The sequence below is a fragment of the Fischerella thermalis PCC 7521 genome (genome assembly GCF_000317225.1).
Taxonomy (GTDB): Bacteria; Cyanobacteriota; Cyanobacteriia; order Cyanobacteriales; family Nostocaceae; genus Fischerella; species Fischerella thermalis.
In genome coordinates this window covers 1-17,662 of the sequence record NZ_AJLL01000084.1, presented here as the reverse complement: position 1 = coordinate 17,662, position 17,662 = coordinate 1, and the positions used below count along the sequence as shown (strand labels likewise).

The 17,662-nt window shown below is 41.3% G+C and carries 15 protein-coding genes and 1 pseudogene; 9 read left to right on the top strand and 7 right to left on the bottom strand.

From position 1 onward, the window contains the following. Positions 1 to 557: 557 nt before the first annotated feature. Positions 558 to 1,418, bottom strand: a complete 861-nt coding sequence (locus UYK_RS0117985; protein WP_016871875.1) for an HIT family protein — start codon at positions 1,416 to 1,418, stop codon at positions 558 to 560. A 25-nt stretch (positions 1,419 to 1,443) separates the two neighbouring features. On the opposite strand from UYK_RS0117985, the gene UYK_RS26305 reads away from it, so the two are divergent. Both UYK_RS26305 and UYK_RS0117975 read left to right on the top strand, forming a co-directional pair. Continuing rightward, the gene (locus UYK_RS26305) at positions 1,444 to 1,593 is read left to right on the top strand and encodes a hypothetical protein (RefSeq protein ID WP_016871874.1); all 150 of its coding nucleotides are present in this window, start codon (positions 1,444 to 1,446) and stop codon (positions 1,591 to 1,593) included. Positions 1,594 to 1,815: 222 nt separating this feature from the next. Next, on the top strand, positions 1,816 to 3,198 hold the full coding sequence (locus tag UYK_RS0117975) for a GTP-binding protein (RefSeq protein WP_009453757.1): 1,383 nt from the start codon (positions 1,816 to 1,818) through the stop codon (positions 3,196 to 3,198). A gap of 10 nt (positions 3,199 to 3,208) precedes the next feature. On the opposite strand, the gene UYK_RS0117970 is transcribed toward UYK_RS0117975, so the two are convergent. Then, the gene (locus UYK_RS0117970) at positions 3,209 to 3,436 is read right to left on the bottom strand and encodes a hypothetical protein (protein WP_009453756.1); all 228 of its coding nucleotides are present in this window, start codon (positions 3,434 to 3,436) and stop codon (positions 3,209 to 3,211) included. 420 nt (positions 3,437 to 3,856) lie between these two features. Between UYK_RS0117970 and UYK_RS0117965 the strand changes: the two genes are divergently transcribed. Continuing rightward, the gene (locus tag UYK_RS0117965) at positions 3,857 to 4,927 is read left to right on the top strand and encodes a photosynthetic reaction center family protein (RefSeq protein ID WP_009453755.1); all 1,071 of its coding nucleotides are present in this window, start codon (positions 3,857 to 3,859) and stop codon (positions 4,925 to 4,927) included. Between the two features lie 370 nt (positions 4,928 to 5,297). Continuing rightward, positions 5,298 to 5,522 carry a Calvin cycle protein CP12 gene (locus tag UYK_RS0117960; RefSeq protein ID WP_009453754.1) on the top strand — a complete coding sequence of 75 codons (225 nt, stop codon included), beginning with the start codon at positions 5,298 to 5,300 and terminating at the stop codon, positions 5,520 to 5,522. Here UYK_RS0117960 and UYK_RS0117955 read toward each other — a convergent pair. Beyond that, positions 5,519 to 6,355, bottom strand: coding sequence for a TlyA family RNA methyltransferase (locus tag UYK_RS0117955; RefSeq protein ID WP_009453753.1), 837 nt, complete (start codon positions 6,353 to 6,355; stop codon positions 5,519 to 5,521). The two genes, UYK_RS0117960 and UYK_RS0117955, sit on opposite strands and share 4 nt — an antisense overlap. Positions 6,356 to 6,750: 395 nt before the next feature. Further along, positions 6,751 to 7,260 (bottom strand): allophycocyanin subunit beta, encoded by a 510-nt coding sequence (apcB, locus tag UYK_RS0117950; RefSeq protein ID WP_009453752.1) that lies wholly within the window; start codon positions 7,258 to 7,260, stop codon positions 6,751 to 6,753. A 363-nt stretch (positions 7,261 to 7,623) separates the two neighbouring features. Here apcB and glnA point away from each other — a divergent pair, with 363 nt between their 5' ends. Beyond that, positions 7,624 to 9,039 carry a type I glutamate--ammonia ligase gene (gene glnA / locus UYK_RS0117945; RefSeq protein WP_009453751.1) on the top strand — a complete coding sequence of 472 codons (1,416 nt, stop codon included), beginning with the start codon at positions 7,624 to 7,626 and terminating at the stop codon, positions 9,037 to 9,039. 320 nt (positions 9,040 to 9,359) lie between these two features. Here the strand turns inward: glnA and gifA are convergent, their stop codons facing one another. After that, a complete protein-coding gene (gene gifA / locus UYK_RS0117940) occupies positions 9,360 to 9,560 on the bottom strand; it encodes a glutamine synthetase inactivation factor IF7A (protein ID WP_009453750.1) in 201 nt (66 codons plus the stop codon). 301 nt (positions 9,561 to 9,861) lie between these two features. Here gifA and UYK_RS0117935 point away from each other — a divergent pair, with 301 nt between their 5' ends. Beyond that, a complete protein-coding gene (locus UYK_RS0117935) occupies positions 9,862 to 10,917 on the top strand; it encodes a class I SAM-dependent methyltransferase (RefSeq protein WP_009453749.1) in 1,056 nt (351 codons plus the stop codon). A gap of 581 nt (positions 10,918 to 11,498) precedes the next feature. Here UYK_RS0117935 and patX read toward each other — a convergent pair. After that, entirely contained in the window at positions 11,499 to 11,804 is a 306-nt protein-coding gene (patX, locus tag UYK_RS0117930; RefSeq protein ID WP_009453748.1) for a heterocyst-inhibiting protein PatX, read from the bottom strand. A gap of 109 nt (positions 11,805 to 11,913) precedes the next feature. Continuing rightward, positions 11,914 to 13,689: an FAD-dependent oxidoreductase gene (locus UYK_RS0117925; protein ID WP_009453747.1), complete on the bottom strand. Its 1,776-nt coding sequence runs from the start codon at positions 13,687 to 13,689 to the stop codon at positions 11,914 to 11,916. Positions 13,690 to 14,137: 448 nt separating this feature from the next. Between UYK_RS0117925 and UYK_RS0117920 the strand changes: the two genes are divergently transcribed. The 3 genes and pseudogenes from UYK_RS0117920 to UYK_RS0117910 all read left to right on the top strand — a co-directional run. Beyond that, positions 14,138 to 15,184 carry a zinc-dependent dehydrogenase gene (locus tag UYK_RS0117920; RefSeq protein WP_009453746.1) on the top strand — a complete coding sequence of 349 codons (1,047 nt, stop codon included), beginning with the start codon at positions 14,138 to 14,140 and terminating at the stop codon, positions 15,182 to 15,184. A gap of 108 nt (positions 15,185 to 15,292) precedes the next feature. Beyond that, a complete protein-coding gene (locus UYK_RS0117915; protein WP_009453745.1) occupies positions 15,293 to 16,558 on the top strand; it encodes an inorganic phosphate transporter in 1,266 nt (421 codons plus the stop codon). A 416-nt stretch (positions 16,559 to 16,974) separates the two neighbouring features. Further along, a pseudogene (locus UYK_RS0117910) lies at positions 16,975 to 17,662 on the top strand (hypothetical protein); the annotation flags it as partial.

Sequence of the window (17,662 nt, the reverse complement as noted above, 5' to 3'; positions counted from 1 at the left end):
ACGAGAATTATAAGTAATTATGCGAACTTGATATTAGAACTTGAAATTCCGAGCTTGAAATGAAAAACTTCGAGTTTAGAACCTGAAACTCTAGGTTTGATTTGTCTTAGTAACTTTGTGTATGACGAAAAACAAGATTCCCGACTTCTCAACAGAAGTCGGGAATCTGTGTGTTTGGTGTAGATTGTGCGATCGCACTCACACCCATCAGAAAAGCGATCGCTATTTTTGGTTTAGGTAAATACAAGCGATCGTAATTCTACAATCAGCTAAATTAACGTGAGTTTGATAGATTTCATTAGTCCAACATCCCGCCCTGTAATAAATTGCGCGGCTCATAGCAAAAACCCACTTAAAGTTGATTGATGGGGTTATTTATTGTCTACTTTTAGTAGACTTAGGTTATTAGCGCGCAGTTTACTTGCGGGCGATTCAATTGTTTAGTCTGATAATCTTAATCGAACTCACGTTCATATAATGCTGTCTGTTATTTCAAGGCTCAATTAGACTTACTTTTAGTCTATTATTTTAGGCTATATTACTAAAGCGATCGCAAACTATAAATTATTTTTTTTCGGAATCACATTTCTGATACCACCTTTAGCACCGACAGTATCACCTTTGTAACGTGGAATAATATGAATACTGGCGTGCATCATATTTTGGCCTGCATCTCGATTGATGTTCATCCCCACATTAAACCCATCAGGTGCGAATTCTTGGCTGAGAAGTTCTTGCACTTTGTTAACCATCAGCCAACAAGCAGATTGCTCTTTAAAAGGTAGCTCAAAATAATTACTTACATGACGTTTAGGGATAACTAAAACATGACCTTTACTCACAGGATAGCCATCAAACATAGCATAGGCAGTTGCTGATTCTGTAAGTATAGTGAGATGTTTATTTGGGTTACAAAATAAGCAATAATTAGAAGAATTTCTCTGTAAATTATAATGTCTATACTCGTATATTTCATAAGATTCTTCTAATAATATAGATTTAAAAGGAAGCTTAACAATACATTGATAGGTAGGTTTTTTATGAACATAATGTTCGCGAAAACCTTCTCTTTTGATATCCCTTCTCACAGCATAATAAGCTTTACCTCCTGGTTTCAATAGGTATGATACTTCCATAAGAACGTTTGCTTGTTCTTCAGGAAATAAAACATTTAAAACATAAACACAAATTATAGTGTCAAACTTTGCCTTCGGGTATTGGGGAAAATAATAAGGGTCATACCCTGTAACATCAAATCCTTTTTGTTGCAATAACTTAACATCATTGCCAAAGCCACAACCAAAATCCAGAACTTTACCTTGAAGTAAATTTTTCTCTAATAAAAAACTTGTCGGAACCGATAAATAAACTCTTTCTATTGCTGTAAGATGGCTAAATTGATTAATTTGCTTTTTCATGAAAAAATAAAGCTTTTAGGAAAACTTGCAAGAAGCAACCACAGATTGTAACAGAAATTTCAAGATTGATCCTGACAACAATCTAGAGAATCTCTTAGACTTGGGCAATACTTACTACTGCGATCGCGCTTTTACAGAAACTCAAAATAGCGATCACATTCACTTTGTGTCTTAGAGTCTTAGTGTTTCAACCAATCACCACTCAAACACCAAGCAATATCATAAGACCCCTTGTAAAAATAGTTTTACCCCACCCTAACCCTAAGCGAAATCAGGGAGGGGGTGAACAGCGATGGACACAGATAGATTACCAGCTACGTATTTTTGGGAAAATGAATAAGTAAGCTGTAAACTTAACTTCCCAATATAAAATCTAAAATCTAAAATTGGAATAGCCTTGACTCAACCTCAGCAAGTGCCAAAAAACCCACAAGAAACTCATCTCAACCGCGCTCGTGCTAGCATCAGACAAGCCCTGTCTTGGTATAGTAATCTCCGCAAACCCGGACAAGCATCCGCAAACCCAAAATTAGCAGGTTTGGTAAAACCAGAATTAGAAGTTTTAACTGCTAGCCTCAACAAACTAGACCATAATATAATTGTCATTGCCGCCTTTGGTTTGGTGAGTCGTGGTAAGTCGGCGGTGTTAAATGCCTTATTAGGACAAAAAATTCTCCAAACAGGGCCTCTACACGGTGTAACTCAGTATCCCCGTTCTGTACGTTGGAATCTTGGCGATAAAGCACAGGTGGAATTAATTGATACACCAGGGCTAGATGAAATTGCTGGAGAAGCGCGATCGCAAATGGCCAAAGATGTGGCGCGTCAAGCAGATTTAATTTTGTTTGTGGTCGCTGGCGATATTACTCGCACCGAATATCAGGCTTTGTGCGAATTACGACAGGCGCAAAAACCGCTGATTCTCGTGTTTAACAAAATAGACTTGTATCCAGATACAGACCGAGAAAAGATTTACAAAAATTTACAACAACTCGGTGCAGGTAGTATCCAAGCCAAACCCTTACAACCCGATGAAATTGTCATGATTGCGGCGGAACCAGCACCTGTAGAAGTACGGGTTGAGTGGCCAGATGGGAAGGTAACTTATGAATGGGAGACACCACCCCCTCAAATAGACGAACTCAAACAGACTCTTCTGAAAATTCTCAACCGGGAAGGGCGATCGCTAATTGCTTTAAATGCACTTATCCAAGCGCGAGACGCGGAAGAAGCGATCGCATTCAAAACTATCGATGTACGTCAACAAGAAGCAGAAGCATTAATTTGGCAATTTACCAAATATAAAGCTGTTGCTGTCGGGTTAAATCCCATCGCTTTTTTAGATGTCTTAGGTGGAACTGTCGCCGACTTAGCCTTAATTCGTTCCTTAGCCAGGTTGTATGGTTTGCCTATGACTGGCTACGAAGCCGGGAGACTATTAAAAACAATTTTATTCAGTTCTGGTGGTTTATTACTAGGGGAATTAGGTAGCAGCTTGATTTTAGGCTTAGGTAAAAGTACCGCAGCCATTGCTAGTGGTGACAATCCTAGCAATATAACAGCCTTTGCTGGGAGTGCGATCGCTCAAGCAGGGATCGCAGGTTATGGAGCCTATGCAGTCGGTAAAGCTGCCCAAGTATACCTAGAAAAAGGTTGCACCTGGGGACAACTAGGTGCTAGCACCGTAATCACAGAAATTTTGGCTGAGGTAGAATCAAATACAATTCTGTATCGTTTGCGGCAGGAATTGGAACGCAATCTGGGTATGGCAGATGACTAAACTTTAAGCATCATAAACGCTTATGTTCTCTTAAAAGTGAAGTCAAGTGCTTGTAGCGCTTGTATTGTCTTAACCACTCTCTACAAACTTCTTCGGCAATTTGTATCTCTTTTTCACTCAACAGTTCATCTGGTTTTCCAGACGCTAAAATATGAGCGACTTGAGCAGCCCTTTGGTAATCGACACCATACTTAACTAGTTGTGTATGAAAAAATTCTTCTATCTCCTTAGAATACATTTTTGAACAGTAAATCCAATTTTAAGCTTTTTATATAATTTCTAAAATTTATGAACTAATAACTTCCTACTTTGGGTAGATTCAATAATTATTTCCAATTTTCTTTATATTTCCTTCGTAGAGTAAGTAATAGCCCATTCTACAACTACCAAAGCGCTTAACACACTGCTAAGTAAACATCCACAAAAGATTGCAAAGATATTTAACTCATTAGTAAGCATTACTGATATATTTTCTAGAATATATAGAGATCCTTAAGAGATTTATTAACTCTTCAACTCAACAATTAAAACACTAACTGCTACCAGATTTTCCAACTACGAAATATACAGAGTTAACTGCATAAAAAACTGAAATCATGCGCGTTTAACTGATTTTCAACAGTTAATGCACATTCTCTTTTTAGAGGAGGCATAAACGATGACGACTATTGTTCAACGTCGAAAAGAATTTGATTTTTCCAATCTCTGGGATCAATTTTGCGCGTGGATTACCAGCACTAATAACCGGATTTATATCGGCTGGTTTGGTGTGCTGATGATTCCTACTTTACTAGCTGCTACTATCTGTTTCATTCTCGCTTTTATCGCTGCTCCTGGCGTAGATATGGAAGGTATTAGAGAGCCAATAAAAGGTTCTTTGATGGATGGTAACAATTTGATTACAGCCGCTGTTGTGCCAACTTCTGCTGCGATTGGCTTGCATTTGTATCCAATTTGGGAAGCTGCTTCCTTGGATGAATGGCTTTATAACGGTGGTCCCTATCAATTGATAGTGCTGCACTTTTTAATTGGTATTTGGTGCTACTTGGGAAGACTTTGGGAACTTAGCTATCGTTTGGGGATGCGTCCTTGGATTGCCGTTGCCTTTTGTGCAAATGCCGCCGCCGCAACAGCTGTTTTGCTAGTTTACCCCATTGGTCAAGGTAGCTTTGCTGACGGTCTACCCCTGGGAATTGCAGGGACATTCCACTTTATGATGGCCGTGCAAGCAAATCACAATATTCTGATGCATCCCTTCCACATGTTGGGGGTTGCTGGAGTCTTTGGCGGCGCACTTTTAAGTGCCTTGCATGGTTCGTTAGTTACCTCAACGTTGATTCGCAGTACCGACGAAAATGAATCAATTAATGCTGGGTATCGATTTGGTCAACAGCAAAAGACTTACAGCTATTTAGCAAGTCACTATGGTTTCTTAGGTCGCCTGCTGATTCCACCTTTTGCTAGTCGAAATCCCCGTGTTTTTCATTTCCTGCTTGCTGCTTTGCCAACGATAGGTATTTGGTTTGCTGCACTGGGTGTTTGTTCTGTAGCCTTCAACCTGAACGGATTTAACTTCAATCACTCCATCTTAGATAGTCGGGGTGCAGTAATTCCTACAGATGCTGATATCCTCAATCGAGCCAATCTAGGCTTACAAGCTATGCACGCTCCCAATACCCATAATTTTCCACCGATTCTGTCTAGCGGTACACCAATATCAGTAAGTTGAAGAAATGAATAAGGCAGGAGGACTAATAAAAAGTTTGATGATTAAAATCCGTTCTTGGACTGAATTTTCCAGGGGCGGTTTTTCAATCAACTCAAGATCTTTGAGTACCCCTCTCCTTGTCAAGGAGAGGGGTACCCGATAGGGCGGGGTGAGGTTTTGTACCTCATGCTTGTCGAAAATCGCTTTGATTTAATAGATTTTTTGTTTATAAATTCACCAAAAATTTATTAAATCTAATCAGTTTTATAAAATTTTATATAGTGAAAAATATTACCACTGCACTTTTTTATTTTGTCTATCTACGCTATAAATAAAGGCTCAAGAAGCAATAAACTTTGAGTCATATTGTACAGTAAAAAAAAGGTAAACTATGACATCACAAAATTTAGATATCTTTCAAGCTCTTGATGAAGCTCGTGCGATTTGTAACCAAGAAGGAACTAACTCAAATGAATGTATTTTAGCCTGGGAAATAGTTGAAAAACTAAGAGCAGAGCAATCTCACCAACAACAAATTACAAAGCGTAAAACAGACCTAGAACGCTACTGTGAAATTCATCCAGAAGCAATTGAGTGTCGTATTTATGACATTTAGCTTTCTCTAAAATCAACAACAGCAGATTTTGTAACTTCCTGAATAGCTTCTAAATTTGGCGGTGCTATCTCACTATCCATTCCCAACCACAAAAGATACTCAATATTTCCAGCCGGACCAGTTACAGGCGACCAAGTTAGACCTTTGTAATACCATCCCAACTCTACAGCGGCTTGTAACACCTGAGCGATCGCATCAGCATGGTCTTTGGGATCACGTACCACCCCTTTTTTACCGACACGACTTTTCCCGACTTCAAATTGAGGTTTCACCAACAAAACCGCCTCACGCTGAGGTTGAGTTAATCGCCACAAAGCAGGTAAAACTTTCGTTAGCGAAATAAACGAAACATCCACTACAACCAAATCAGCATAATCCCCCCCCGTTTCTGCTAAGGGGGATACACCATACAACTCATCAGGCGTAAGATAGCGTAAATTCGTGCGTTCTTTCAAAATAACCCGTGGGTCATTACGTAACTTCCAGTCAACTTGTCCGTAACCAACATCAACACCATAAACTAACTTTGCCCCAGCTTGCAGGAGACAATCAGTAAAACCTCCTGTAGAAATGCCACCATCTAAACAAACACGACCTTCTACAGTGATAGCAAACTCTTGTAGCGCTTTGGCAAGTTTTTCGCCCCCACGAGAAACAAAACGCGATCGCTCCTTAACCTTAACCGCAGCAGCAACCTCAACCTCTGTCCCCGGCTTATCAACAAGCTTACCATCAACAGTCACTTCCCCTGCTTGAATTAGCCGTTGTGCTTGCTGACGGGACACACACAACCCCAAATCCACTAACAAAGTATCTAATCGTTGCTTAACCAAAATTCTAAATCCTTATTTCTTACCTTTTTTCTAACCCTATTTACAACTGCTACTTTTCTTTAATTTTTCACCTGAGGAGTCGAAGAAAAGCCGCACCGTGCAAAAACTCTAAATCATTAATACTCATGGAACTACTGCCAACAATCATCTACTCGGTAATATATTTTACAAGCTTTTTAAGTACTCTTCCAATGGGAAGTAATTAATTTTCAGTATTAAAAAAAGTAAACGCACCTTGCCAATAAAGGCAAAGTGCGATACTTACAGCTTTTTATATGTGGAATTGGTTATTGCAACGTAGCAGAAATAGCTAGACAGTAAAAACCAGACAAAAAACATATTGTCTAAGCATTACAATTTCCTGTCTCTTGCCTTCTGTCTGATGCTGAATTACATTAAATATCCTTCTCGCTTAACTCCCTGGTCATGTAGTCAAACGGCTCATCTACAAAGCTAGCACCACTAACACCAGCTTCTGCCAATTGCTGCTTGACAATATCCTTCATAATTTGGATACCACGAACTGTAGGCCCAATGGGAACACCCAAAGAATTATAAGTTTCCCGCAAACCTTGCAGCACGCGCTCATCCAGTACATCCATACTGCCAGCAACGATCGCATAAGTAGCATAGCGCAGGTAGTAATCCATATCCCGCAGACAAGCCGCATACCGTCGGGTAGTGTAAGCATTACCGCCAGGACGAATCAACTCTGGCTGTTCATCAAATAATTGCGAGCCAGCCTGCTTGACAATTGCTGCCGCATTTGCATTAATAGCTCCTGCGGCTTGTACTCGTGCTGTCCCACTTTCAAAATAGGACTTGAGACTGTCGATCGCATTCCGGTCAAAATACCGCCCAGCAACGTCATAATTCTTAATTAAACTTGTGACTGCATCCCGCATTCTTTTATCTCCCAATCATTGCTATTTATGGTTTGATATTTATTTGACTGCTTTTGCAAGCGGCTAATTTTTGTGCCAATGAATATTAAAAGAAGCTCAAGCACAAAAACAATGTATGCGCTACTTAAAGGATTCTATGCCAAAGTTGACCTCGTGAGATGAACTGTCAAGTTTTGTAGAGTTTGTTAGGCAAAAGTGAACATAACCTACAAACATGATATTCTGTAACAAAAAATACAAAATATCTCAATTTTATATCCTTAGGATATTCCAGGTGTCTTTAAGGATTTGGGTTCATCAAGCAAGGTCAGCGTGCATTAACATTGTGGTTTACTGTACTAAATTGGCGGAGAAGGAGTAACCATGACAACCCCACAAGACGTCCTGAAGATGATTCGGGACAACAACATTCAGATGATCGATCTGAAATTCATCGATATGCCAGGGATATGGCAGCACCTGACAGTGTTTCACAACCAAATCGATGAAAGTAGCTTCACAGACGGCGTACCCTTCGATGGTTCCAGTATCCGGGGTTGGAAAGCTATTAACGAATCAGACATGGCAATGGTCCTCGATCCAAACACTGCCTGGATCGATCCATTCATGAAAGAACCGACTCTTAGCATCATTTGTAGTATTAAGGAACCCCGTACGGGCGAATGGTACAGTCGTTGTCCTCGTGTGATTGCCCAGAAAGCAGTAGATTATCTGGTTTCCTCCGGTGTTGGCGATACAGCCTTCTTTGGTCCAGAAGCTGAGTTCTTCATCTTTGATGATGTCCGCTTTGACCAAAACTCCCACGAAGGCTATTACCACGTAGATTCAATAGAAGGTCGTTGGAATTCCGGTAAATCAGAAGGTCCCAACCTGGGTTACAAACCCCGCTACAAAGAGGGTTACTTCCCAGTACCTCCCACCGATACCTTCCAAGATATTCGTACAGAAATGCTGCTGACAATGGCAAAATGCGGCGTGCCTATTGAAAAGCAGCACCACGAAGTCGCTACTGGCGGTCAGTGCGAACTTGGTTTCCGCTTTGGTAAGTTAATTGAAGCTGCCGACTGGCTGATGACTTACAAATACGTCATCAAGAATGTAGCCAGGAAATACGGTAAAACTGTCACCTTCATGCCTAAGCCTGTTTTCCAAGACAATGGTTCTGGGATGCACACCCACCAGTCTATTTGGAAAGACGGTCAACCCCTGTTCGCAGGTGACAAATACGCTGGTTTGAGTGAAACAGCGTTACATTACATTGGTGGCATTCTCAAACACGCGCCAGCACTGTTGGCTATTACAAACCCCACCACTAACTCCTACAAGCGCCTAGTACCCGGTTATGAAGCACCAGTTAACTTGGCTTACTCCCAAGGTAATCGTTCTGCTTCTATTCGCATTCCTCTGTCTGGTACTAACCCCAAAGCCAAGCGCTTAGAGTTCCGTTGTCCTGATGCGACTTCTAACCCCTACTTGGCATTTGCTGCCATGCTGTGTGCCGGTTTAGATGGAATCAAGAACAAAATTGATCCTGGTGAACCTCTGGATAAGAACATTTATGAACTTTCCCCAGAAGAACTGGCAAAAGTTCCCTCCACTCCTGGTTCTTTAGAATTAGCATTGGAAGCACTAGAGAAAGATCATGCTTTCTTGACCGAACCTGGTGTATTCACCGAAGACTTCATTGAAACCTGGATTTCTTACAAGCTGGACAATGAAGTTAACCCAATGCGTCTACGTCCTCATCCTTACGAATTTGCTCTTTACTATGATTGCTAATTTGAAAGGGTTAGTAGTTAGTAGTTAGTAGTTAGTGGGTATCGGTTGCTCATCTGCTGTTAACTACCTATCTAATGATTTTCTATTTAACCAAACTTAGCTATTTGAGAGCATTAATTTAGCCACCTTTATTTGGTGGCTTTTTTTATTTTTAATAGCTATTTGTTGGTTTTTGTTCATTAGTCTTTACCAACCCTTCGTTTTTGTCAGTCGTACCCCACACTAAGCCGGGGGGAGTTTGGGCGTCTACATGAGGGAAACGCCCTATAAGTGCGCGCTGACTCACCACTAACTACTAACCACCAACTACCAACAATTATTTAACTCATCGCAGCATTACTGCGGTCATAAGTCATACGAGCATTGGGGTCTATTTTTCCTTGAGTCGGGTTCCAATAGTGAGACACTTCTCCAGGAAGACCCAATTCTTCCCCTGTACGTTCTAGCATCGATTGTTGCCGATTTTTGATCAGCTGATAATGACGCACCATTAAAGCACGAGCTTTGTCTTGGGTAGACATACCAGAGTCCTCCCTGTAGTTTTATTTGATTGATTTGTTTGTCTCCATTAATAAGATAACAGAAAAATTCTGTATATTAAGTTACAGAATGATACACTTTTACAAAACTTAATATTTGAGCGACTGCTAAGGGCAAGAGGAAAAATTTTATTACTGTTGCTTCATTTTCGTTGCCCGTGAATCTTTGCCCACGGTTAATGAGAAAAATTCTGGTGAATAGATCATTCCCAAGATTAATGAATTCATAGTTACAATTATTTAAGTTACATAAATAAAAATAAATAAAAGCCTAGCCATTCACATGTCCGACACATTAACGAAGCTGACTTATCAAACTTTTCAGCAAGGCAAAAACTACTTTGGTTTGGCTCATAAAACATTGAGCACACGGTTGTTGAATTTCATTTCTCCTGTGGAGCAACAAACCAAACCCATTCCAACTGAAGTTTTACCTAAACTTCAACAAAGACTGGATAATTTACTGGAAATTGATTGGCAAGATGCAGAGCGGGGTGTCTATCCTACGAGCTTGCTATTTGATAATCCTTGGCAAGACTTTTTCCAATACTATCCAGTAGTATGCCTAGATTTATTCCAAATGTGGGAGCGGGCTAAGCAGAAGAGGTATCAAGACTTTCCCCCAAATGTGGAAACTTCTGCTTATCCCAGTTACTATGTACAGAATTTCCATCACCAGACTGATGGCTACTTGAGTGACTTGTCAGCCAATCTCTACGATTTGCAGGTAGAAATTCTGTTCGGCGGTACAGCCGATCCAATGCGACGGCGAATTCTTGCACCCCTCAAAGAAGGACTAAAATTTTTTGCTGATACATCAACCCAGCAAGTACGTATTTTAGATGTAGCTTGTGGAACGGGTCGAACTTTGAAGATGATTCGTGCAGCTTTACCGCAAGCATCCCTGTTTGGTACGGATTTGTCACCAGCTTATTTGCGAAAGGCAAATGAATTGTTAAGCCAAATCCCAGGAGAGTTACCACAGCTATTGCAAGCAAATGCTGAAGAATTACCCTATCTGGATAATTATTTTCATGCAGTGACTTCTGTGTTTCTTTTTCACGAGTTACCCGCAGGAGTACGCCAGCGAGTCATTGAACAATGCTATCGGGTAACAAAACCAGGAGGAGTATTCATAATTTGTGACTCTATTCAAATGAGCGATTCCCCAGAAATGGAACCTCTGATGGAGAACTTCCACGAGATTTACCATGAACCCTACTATAAACATTACATGACTGATGATTTAGTAGAGCGTTTAGAAAAAGCGGGTTTTGAGAATGTTAAAGTGCAAGTTCATTTCATGAGTAAATATTTGATTGCTCACAAGCCAGTTTAATCTAGCCCCTTTGGGGCGGGTGAAAAGGTGTGGGGGTGTAAGGGGGAGAAATAGTTGTTTTCTTTTCCCTACACCCTTATTTCTTTAATTCGGTAATAGCAATGTTGTTTGTAACCTCAACAAAATTCTAGTTTCCCGATGCAAGATACCAGTAGCTCAACACATATAAAAGCCTGAGTAGGATATCAGGGAGTTGCTTTTTTACTTGTTTCCCTAATGATCTACATGTATCTGAAACAGATGTGCTGGCGCGGAACTGGTAGACGAAGTGACACCCTTTTCCTGATTATTTGAGGTTTGCGATCGGGATATGTTTACTTGCTTTGAGGAGTAATGCTGTTTGCAGTATGGATTTGGTTGATTTTGCCTTCTGTTCGCAAGGGTGGAAGCCCTTTATTTACACGGAGATAACAGAATGGATACAGAGCAATTACCTGATTTTTTTGTGTCTCAATTGTTATATACTTGCTATAGAAGGTGTGTAACAGATGTTTAAGTAAAACATCTTGTTTGGGTGTAATCTGAATTCCTTGCTACCAACAAAACTACCAGCCTAAAAAATTATTCTTAGTTTGTGGTTGTTAGGCAACAACATGCTTATTACCAGAATGTTCCATTAAATCTCTACGTGAACCGCCCTTCACGGGACGGTTTTTGGGAGGATTGGCTTTTGAAGACAGTAAGAGATAAGACACTCTTTCTCTGTCTCGATCGCGTCCACTACCCCGATAAGGTGATTTTGGCTGTTTAGATTTTGCCGAGATTAACAGGTCGGAACTAAAGTGAGATTGCAACATATTGGATAGGGAATTGGTAACTGTTTGGCTGTTCGCAGCTAAGCTACTCAGTAACAGACCTGTAACCAAAAGTGAAATGGCAGCACGCATAACAAGTGTCTATTTTAAAACTCTTCATTTCACTGATACTGAGTTTCTTTTACTGCTTCCGGACAATTTAGTAAAAAAAGTATTGTTTTTAACAGAAAAAATATTTTCTTCAGCAATGAGTATTTTCTACTAGTAACCAATGACCAGCGTGATTGAGACGACCCCAAATGTTGATTTTTTGTCCATGGGACAAACTTTGTAGCTGCTCGTTGATGTGCGATCGCAAGGTCACAAGCTGCCAAATTTGGTCTTTGTATGAAGCTGGGATCATGATCGTGAATCTGTAATCTTGCTGATCTAAACGGTGAAAAATACCTTTAAACCAGTTAAAATGTTGTTCCTGTCCAGTTTTTATACTGTCGTAAAAATACTGATAATCAAAATCAACAGGACAATATCCACTACATGGATAGGCCTCTGGATGGTCTAAGTAATAGCGTTGCCAGTGTAACCAATTTGTATTGGTGGGTGAAAGGTTGAATAACGGAATCACAGCCGCAGGTGCTATTTTATCTAGTAGTAAAGCTGTTTGTAGGACTCTAACAGGTAAATCTCTGGGCTGGCAATTCAACTCTACGCAAATCGCAGCAGCCATACCCGCTGCTTGACCAATACCCATAACAACAGGTTGCAATCTAGTTGCGCCATTGGCGATATGAGACACAGAAATATTCTTTTCACACACCAATAAACCATCTGTCTCTACCGGAATTAGACAACGATAAGGAATAGTGAAGGGAGTTCCCGTCCAGCGCCCTCCCCAACGGATGGATTTTGGTTGTAAGTCGAACTTGACACCAGGATAATGATGATCGTTGGCGTAGTTGCCAATTGCGATCGCATCTATATTTAATGCTGCTACACTACCCCCTGCTACTGGCAAAATATCCTGTTCTCTAATAGTAGTTAGCCCTACTAGACGACGACTCTCTCGGTAGTAGGGATGTAGTGCACAAGCACCTGTTTGATTTTGGATTTGGGGAAAGATACCATTTGCTAAGCCGTAGCGACGACCAAACTGATCTTGAATAAAATAGGCAAAATTCTGACTATGCCAAAGGGATTCTCTTTGAAAATTTCGCCTTGCTGATTCTGATTCAATTAATCGCCCCACACCTTCACCATAATCATTACCGTGAATCGGCCAATTGATCATGAACCTGTTTCCTGGTAAGCGTCCGTAGTTCAAAAAATTCTCAGCACCATAGTCATCCCAAGCATCAGCAAACAGTGATGGATCATAGTTTGGCGCAGGCGGAATTTCTGGGGCAACAGTTTCACCGTAATCTTGCATCACCACTACCCAGGTTGGGGCTTGCACAGGATATTTTTCTGTGAGATAATTAAAATCCGCTGGGGCGCTAATTTCTCCAAACTCCGACTGCAATTCCCAACCCCAGCGATAAGATGTATCTGCTAAAGCCAGTAAATCTCCTAATTCTGTGGCGTCGAGAGTCACCTGGGCTTTAATAGTAAAATCTGCAAACCTAACGCCAGTTATACAATCTCCTTCCTGGAAAACCTCCAAAGGCACGTATCCAGAAATCCAAAGCAGATTTGGTAATTCCCGCACCCAATCTGCAAAAATCTCCGCCCCTACACGTGGATCATAACTAAAAAAGCTGACCCAGCTATTATCTAATCCTCCTGCTTGTCGCTGCTGCAATTCTTGTAAAAATGCACCCCATAACCCTGTTTGAAAGGCTTCTAATTCATTACCGTCCGGTGCAGACACACCCGCAGATGTCAGCATTCCTCCCAGCCAAGAAAATTCGCTGACCAGGATAGTTTTTGCTCCCCGTCGCGCTGCTTGAATAGCAGCAGCAGTTCCGCCTGTTCCGCCACCGACTACTAAGACATCAGCTGTATATGTCTGATTCACCATCTGTTAACCTCGCTGGTTTTTCGACAATTTGATATGATGCAAAAAAGTAAAATTAAACACCAGTAAAATGGTCGATAAAAAACAACCACGAGAGCATATTATTGCTGATTTAAGTATTTTTTAAACGCAGAGGAGCGCGGAGTAGGCGCAGAGTAATGGTCTAGTCAAGGGAAATCTCTCTTCGGATGGGCGTTGCTGAATTTAGTCATGAATTGTGTTTGTCTACATTTTGTAGAGACGTAGCATTGCTACGTCTGGTCACACCGGTAAATTGTAAATTCATATTTTGATTCAGCAACGCTTTCGGATGAGATTAAAGCATTTCAAATCTTTGACCAAAACCTGGAAATAGAACTAGCACAAGCTAGTGTACAAAAATTTCAAAATTCATAGCCCAAATCACGCCCCTAGTGTTAAATCTAATATCGTTGAGCGGTGAAATATCAACGTGAAAGCACAGGTATTTAGAGGCGTCAATCAACTTTCCTACGAAGAGATCCCTGTACCCGAACTGCAACCGGATGAGGTGTTGGTACAGGTGCGGGTAGTAGGTTTGTGTCAGTCGGATATCAAAAAAATTCGTTATCCCCTGTATGAACCACCACGCATTTTCGGACATGAAACTGCGGGAACCATTGCAGCAGTAGGTGCAGAGGTGAAAAATTGGCAAGTCGGACAACGGGTGGCGGTGATGCACCACATCCCTTGTATGCGTTGTGATTATTGTCTGAATGACAATTTTTCAATGTGTGACACCTATAAAAATATCTGCACGACAGCCGGATTTACACCCAGTGGTGGCGGCTTTGCTGAGTATGTCAAGGTTCCTGGTCACATTGTCCGCAATGGTGGGTTGATTCCCATCCCCGATAATATCAGTTTTGAAGAAGCAAGCTTTGTTGAACCAACTAACTGCTGTCTCAAAGCAGTGAAAAAAGCCCAAATTGCTCCCGGACAAACAGTTTTGATTACTGGTGCGGGGCCGATTGGGTTAATGTTTGTGATGTTGGTAAAATATTTTGGGGCAAAAGCGATCGCTACTGATCTCATTCCCTCCCGCATCGAAAAAGCTTTGGTTGTGGGTGCAGAAGCAGCTTTTGACGCCCGCGATGCTGATTTACCAGCTAAAATTCAAGCACTCACTAATGGTTTAGGCGTGGATGTCACCTTACTCGCTGTTCCCAGTGAAAAAGCTTTCTTCCAAGCCCTTGACTGTACCCGCAAAGGCGGTAAGATTCTCTTTTTCGCCGAATTTCCCGATGAAGTAGAAATTCCTCTGAATCCCAATATTCTCTACCGCCGAGAAATAGATTTGATGGGTAGCTACAGTTCATCCTACCGCCTGCAAAACCTCTCGGCTGATATTGTCTTTAATCGCCGCATTGATGTACAAGCATTAATTAGCGATCGCTATCCATTACAAAATTTATCTCAAGCCGTAGAGCAAGCGATCGCACCAACACCGGAAACATACAAGATTTTGATTTATCCCTAATATTTGGGGATCGGGAACAGGTCGGACAGGTCAGACAAGCAAGAATTTCTTCCGTGTCTCCCTCCTCTCCACTACCCCCCTCCCCACTACCCCCCTCCCCACCTCCCCATGATCTTCATAGTCATCCTCCTCGCTTTCTATCTCGCCTTTAACCTTGGTGCTAATGACGTTGCTAATGCAATGGGAACTTCTGTCGGTTCCAAGGCTGTAACTCTGAAACAGGCATTGATTATTGCTGGTGTCTTAGAATTTACAGGTGCGATATTGTTTGGACATGAAGTCTCAGAAACTCTTGCAACAAAAATTGCTAATCCCAACTTATTTGCTGGTACACCGCAGATGTTAATGAACGGGATGATCACGGTGCTGATTAGTTGCGGTTTGTGGTTACAAATTGCCACTTCACGAGGTTTACCTGTATCTTCTTCTCATGCAGTTGTCGGTGCGATCGCAGGCTTTAGCTGGGTAGCTTTAGGAGTAGATGCGATCGATTGGTCATCGATTGGTAAAATCACTCTCGGTTGGATTGTGACACCAGTAATCAGTGGTGCGATCGCTGGTTTGTTTTACGGTCAGATCAAGCGCTGGATTTTAACACAACCGCATCAATTATTACAAATGAATGAGTGGATTCCCTGGTTAAGTGCAATGTTACTAGGGATTTTTGGTGTGATAGTTTTACCATCAGTTACTCAACCACTGGCAAATTTTTTGATTGAGGAAGTTGGTGTCAAAATACCCACTCATGATATTTCGTTATGTGTGGGAGGAATTGCCGCAGTTGGGTTGAGTTTGTATAGCTGGCGGGAATTGGAGAGGAGGAGTGAGGGACACGGGGGACAGGGGGAAATGGTTAACAACCAACTACCAACAGTTGAACGTCTATTCGCCAAATTCCAGTTACTGAGTGCTTGTTTTGTGGCTTTTGCTCATGGTTCTAATGATGTCGGTAATGCGATCGCTCCTTTGGCGGCGATCGTCTATATTCATAACACTGGTACAGTACCCATAGGCGGGATCGCTATTCCCATCTGGATTTTAGTGCTTGGTGGTGCTGGTATTGTTGCTGGTTTAGCAATTTGGGGTAAAAAAGTTATTGCCACTATTGGCGAAAGTATTATTTCTTTACAACCGAGTAGTGGATTTTGTGCTGAACTTGCCACTGCTAGCACAATTTTGCTTGCTTCTCGTTTGGGGCTACCTGTTTCTACTTCTCACGCACTCGTGGGTGGTGTAGTTGGTGTAGGACTGGTACAGAACCCTAAATCTGTTCAATTTAAGACTCTCCAAGGAATCGCCACCGCTTGGCTAGTCACAGTCCCCGTCAGTGCAGGACTTAGCGCTGTAATCTTTAGCATTGCCCGGATTCTATAGCAGCGAACAGGCAATAGGAAAGAACTAGGGTGGGTAGTGGTTGCTGAGGGGAGCCTTACTCAAGTGATAAAACTGATATCTGATAGCTGATAACTGTTAAAATGCTTTACGGGCGATCGCAAAACTTTTAATTTCCACAAAATACTTCAAAATTAATCTTGATATTTGTAGGCAAACTGTCATTAAATTTACATTCTTACATGGTAAATGTATTTCTAGGAAACTCTAATTACCAAAAGAATTTATTTAATTTTTATTTCGACCACATAAATCTCTGTAAGATTTTTATTCAGAAACAAATAATACCAGATAATGATTGATTGAAACTGAAAATTTATCAAAAATTATACAAAGCCTGAAGCTATATCAAAATTCGGCAATTAAGACTGGAACCTTAGGTCAGAGGTAACAAACTAATGGGGCGATATGAGAAGCGATCAGAAAACTCACGAGCAGGGGATCAATTCACAGAAGCAGATACCGCTCTACGAGCTGTCACCGAGGAATTGCAAATTATCCAGCGGACTTTGCTCAAGTCTTTACAAGAAGATATCAAGCGTTTACAAACGGAAAGACTCCGCTTAGCTGACGATATCAAACGTTTGCAAGAAGAAAAAGAAGAACTACTACAAGGTAGGCAATTAAGCGAATTACAAGTGCTGTTGCGTCAGCTAGCCAATATATTAGCGAGTCACATATCCTCCCAACTGCAATCTTCTTTAGAAACTTTAGCCAAACAAGCTACAGAGAAAGGCAATGAAAACAATGACAAAAGCAACGCCATTGTCAATCATCTGCTAGGCTCTTTAGATGATACCCTCACTATTGCTTTTAACACTCTCCAGCAGGAAGTAAAGAACTATCAAAATAATCTTTCTCAACAGTTGTCCCAGATGTCAGTGCAACAACAGCAAGGGGAAGAAATTTTAGCAGAGTTAGTAAGTCGCCTGCGTGGAGAACTCATACGTGCAGAACTAGAAAAAACTACACAACGATTCTCGCAGCAATCTCCTCCAACAGTCATCCAAACAACACCATACCCTCCGACCGAGGAACCAACCCAGCAACAAGAAACAGGTTTTTGGCAAACACCACCCCATCCAA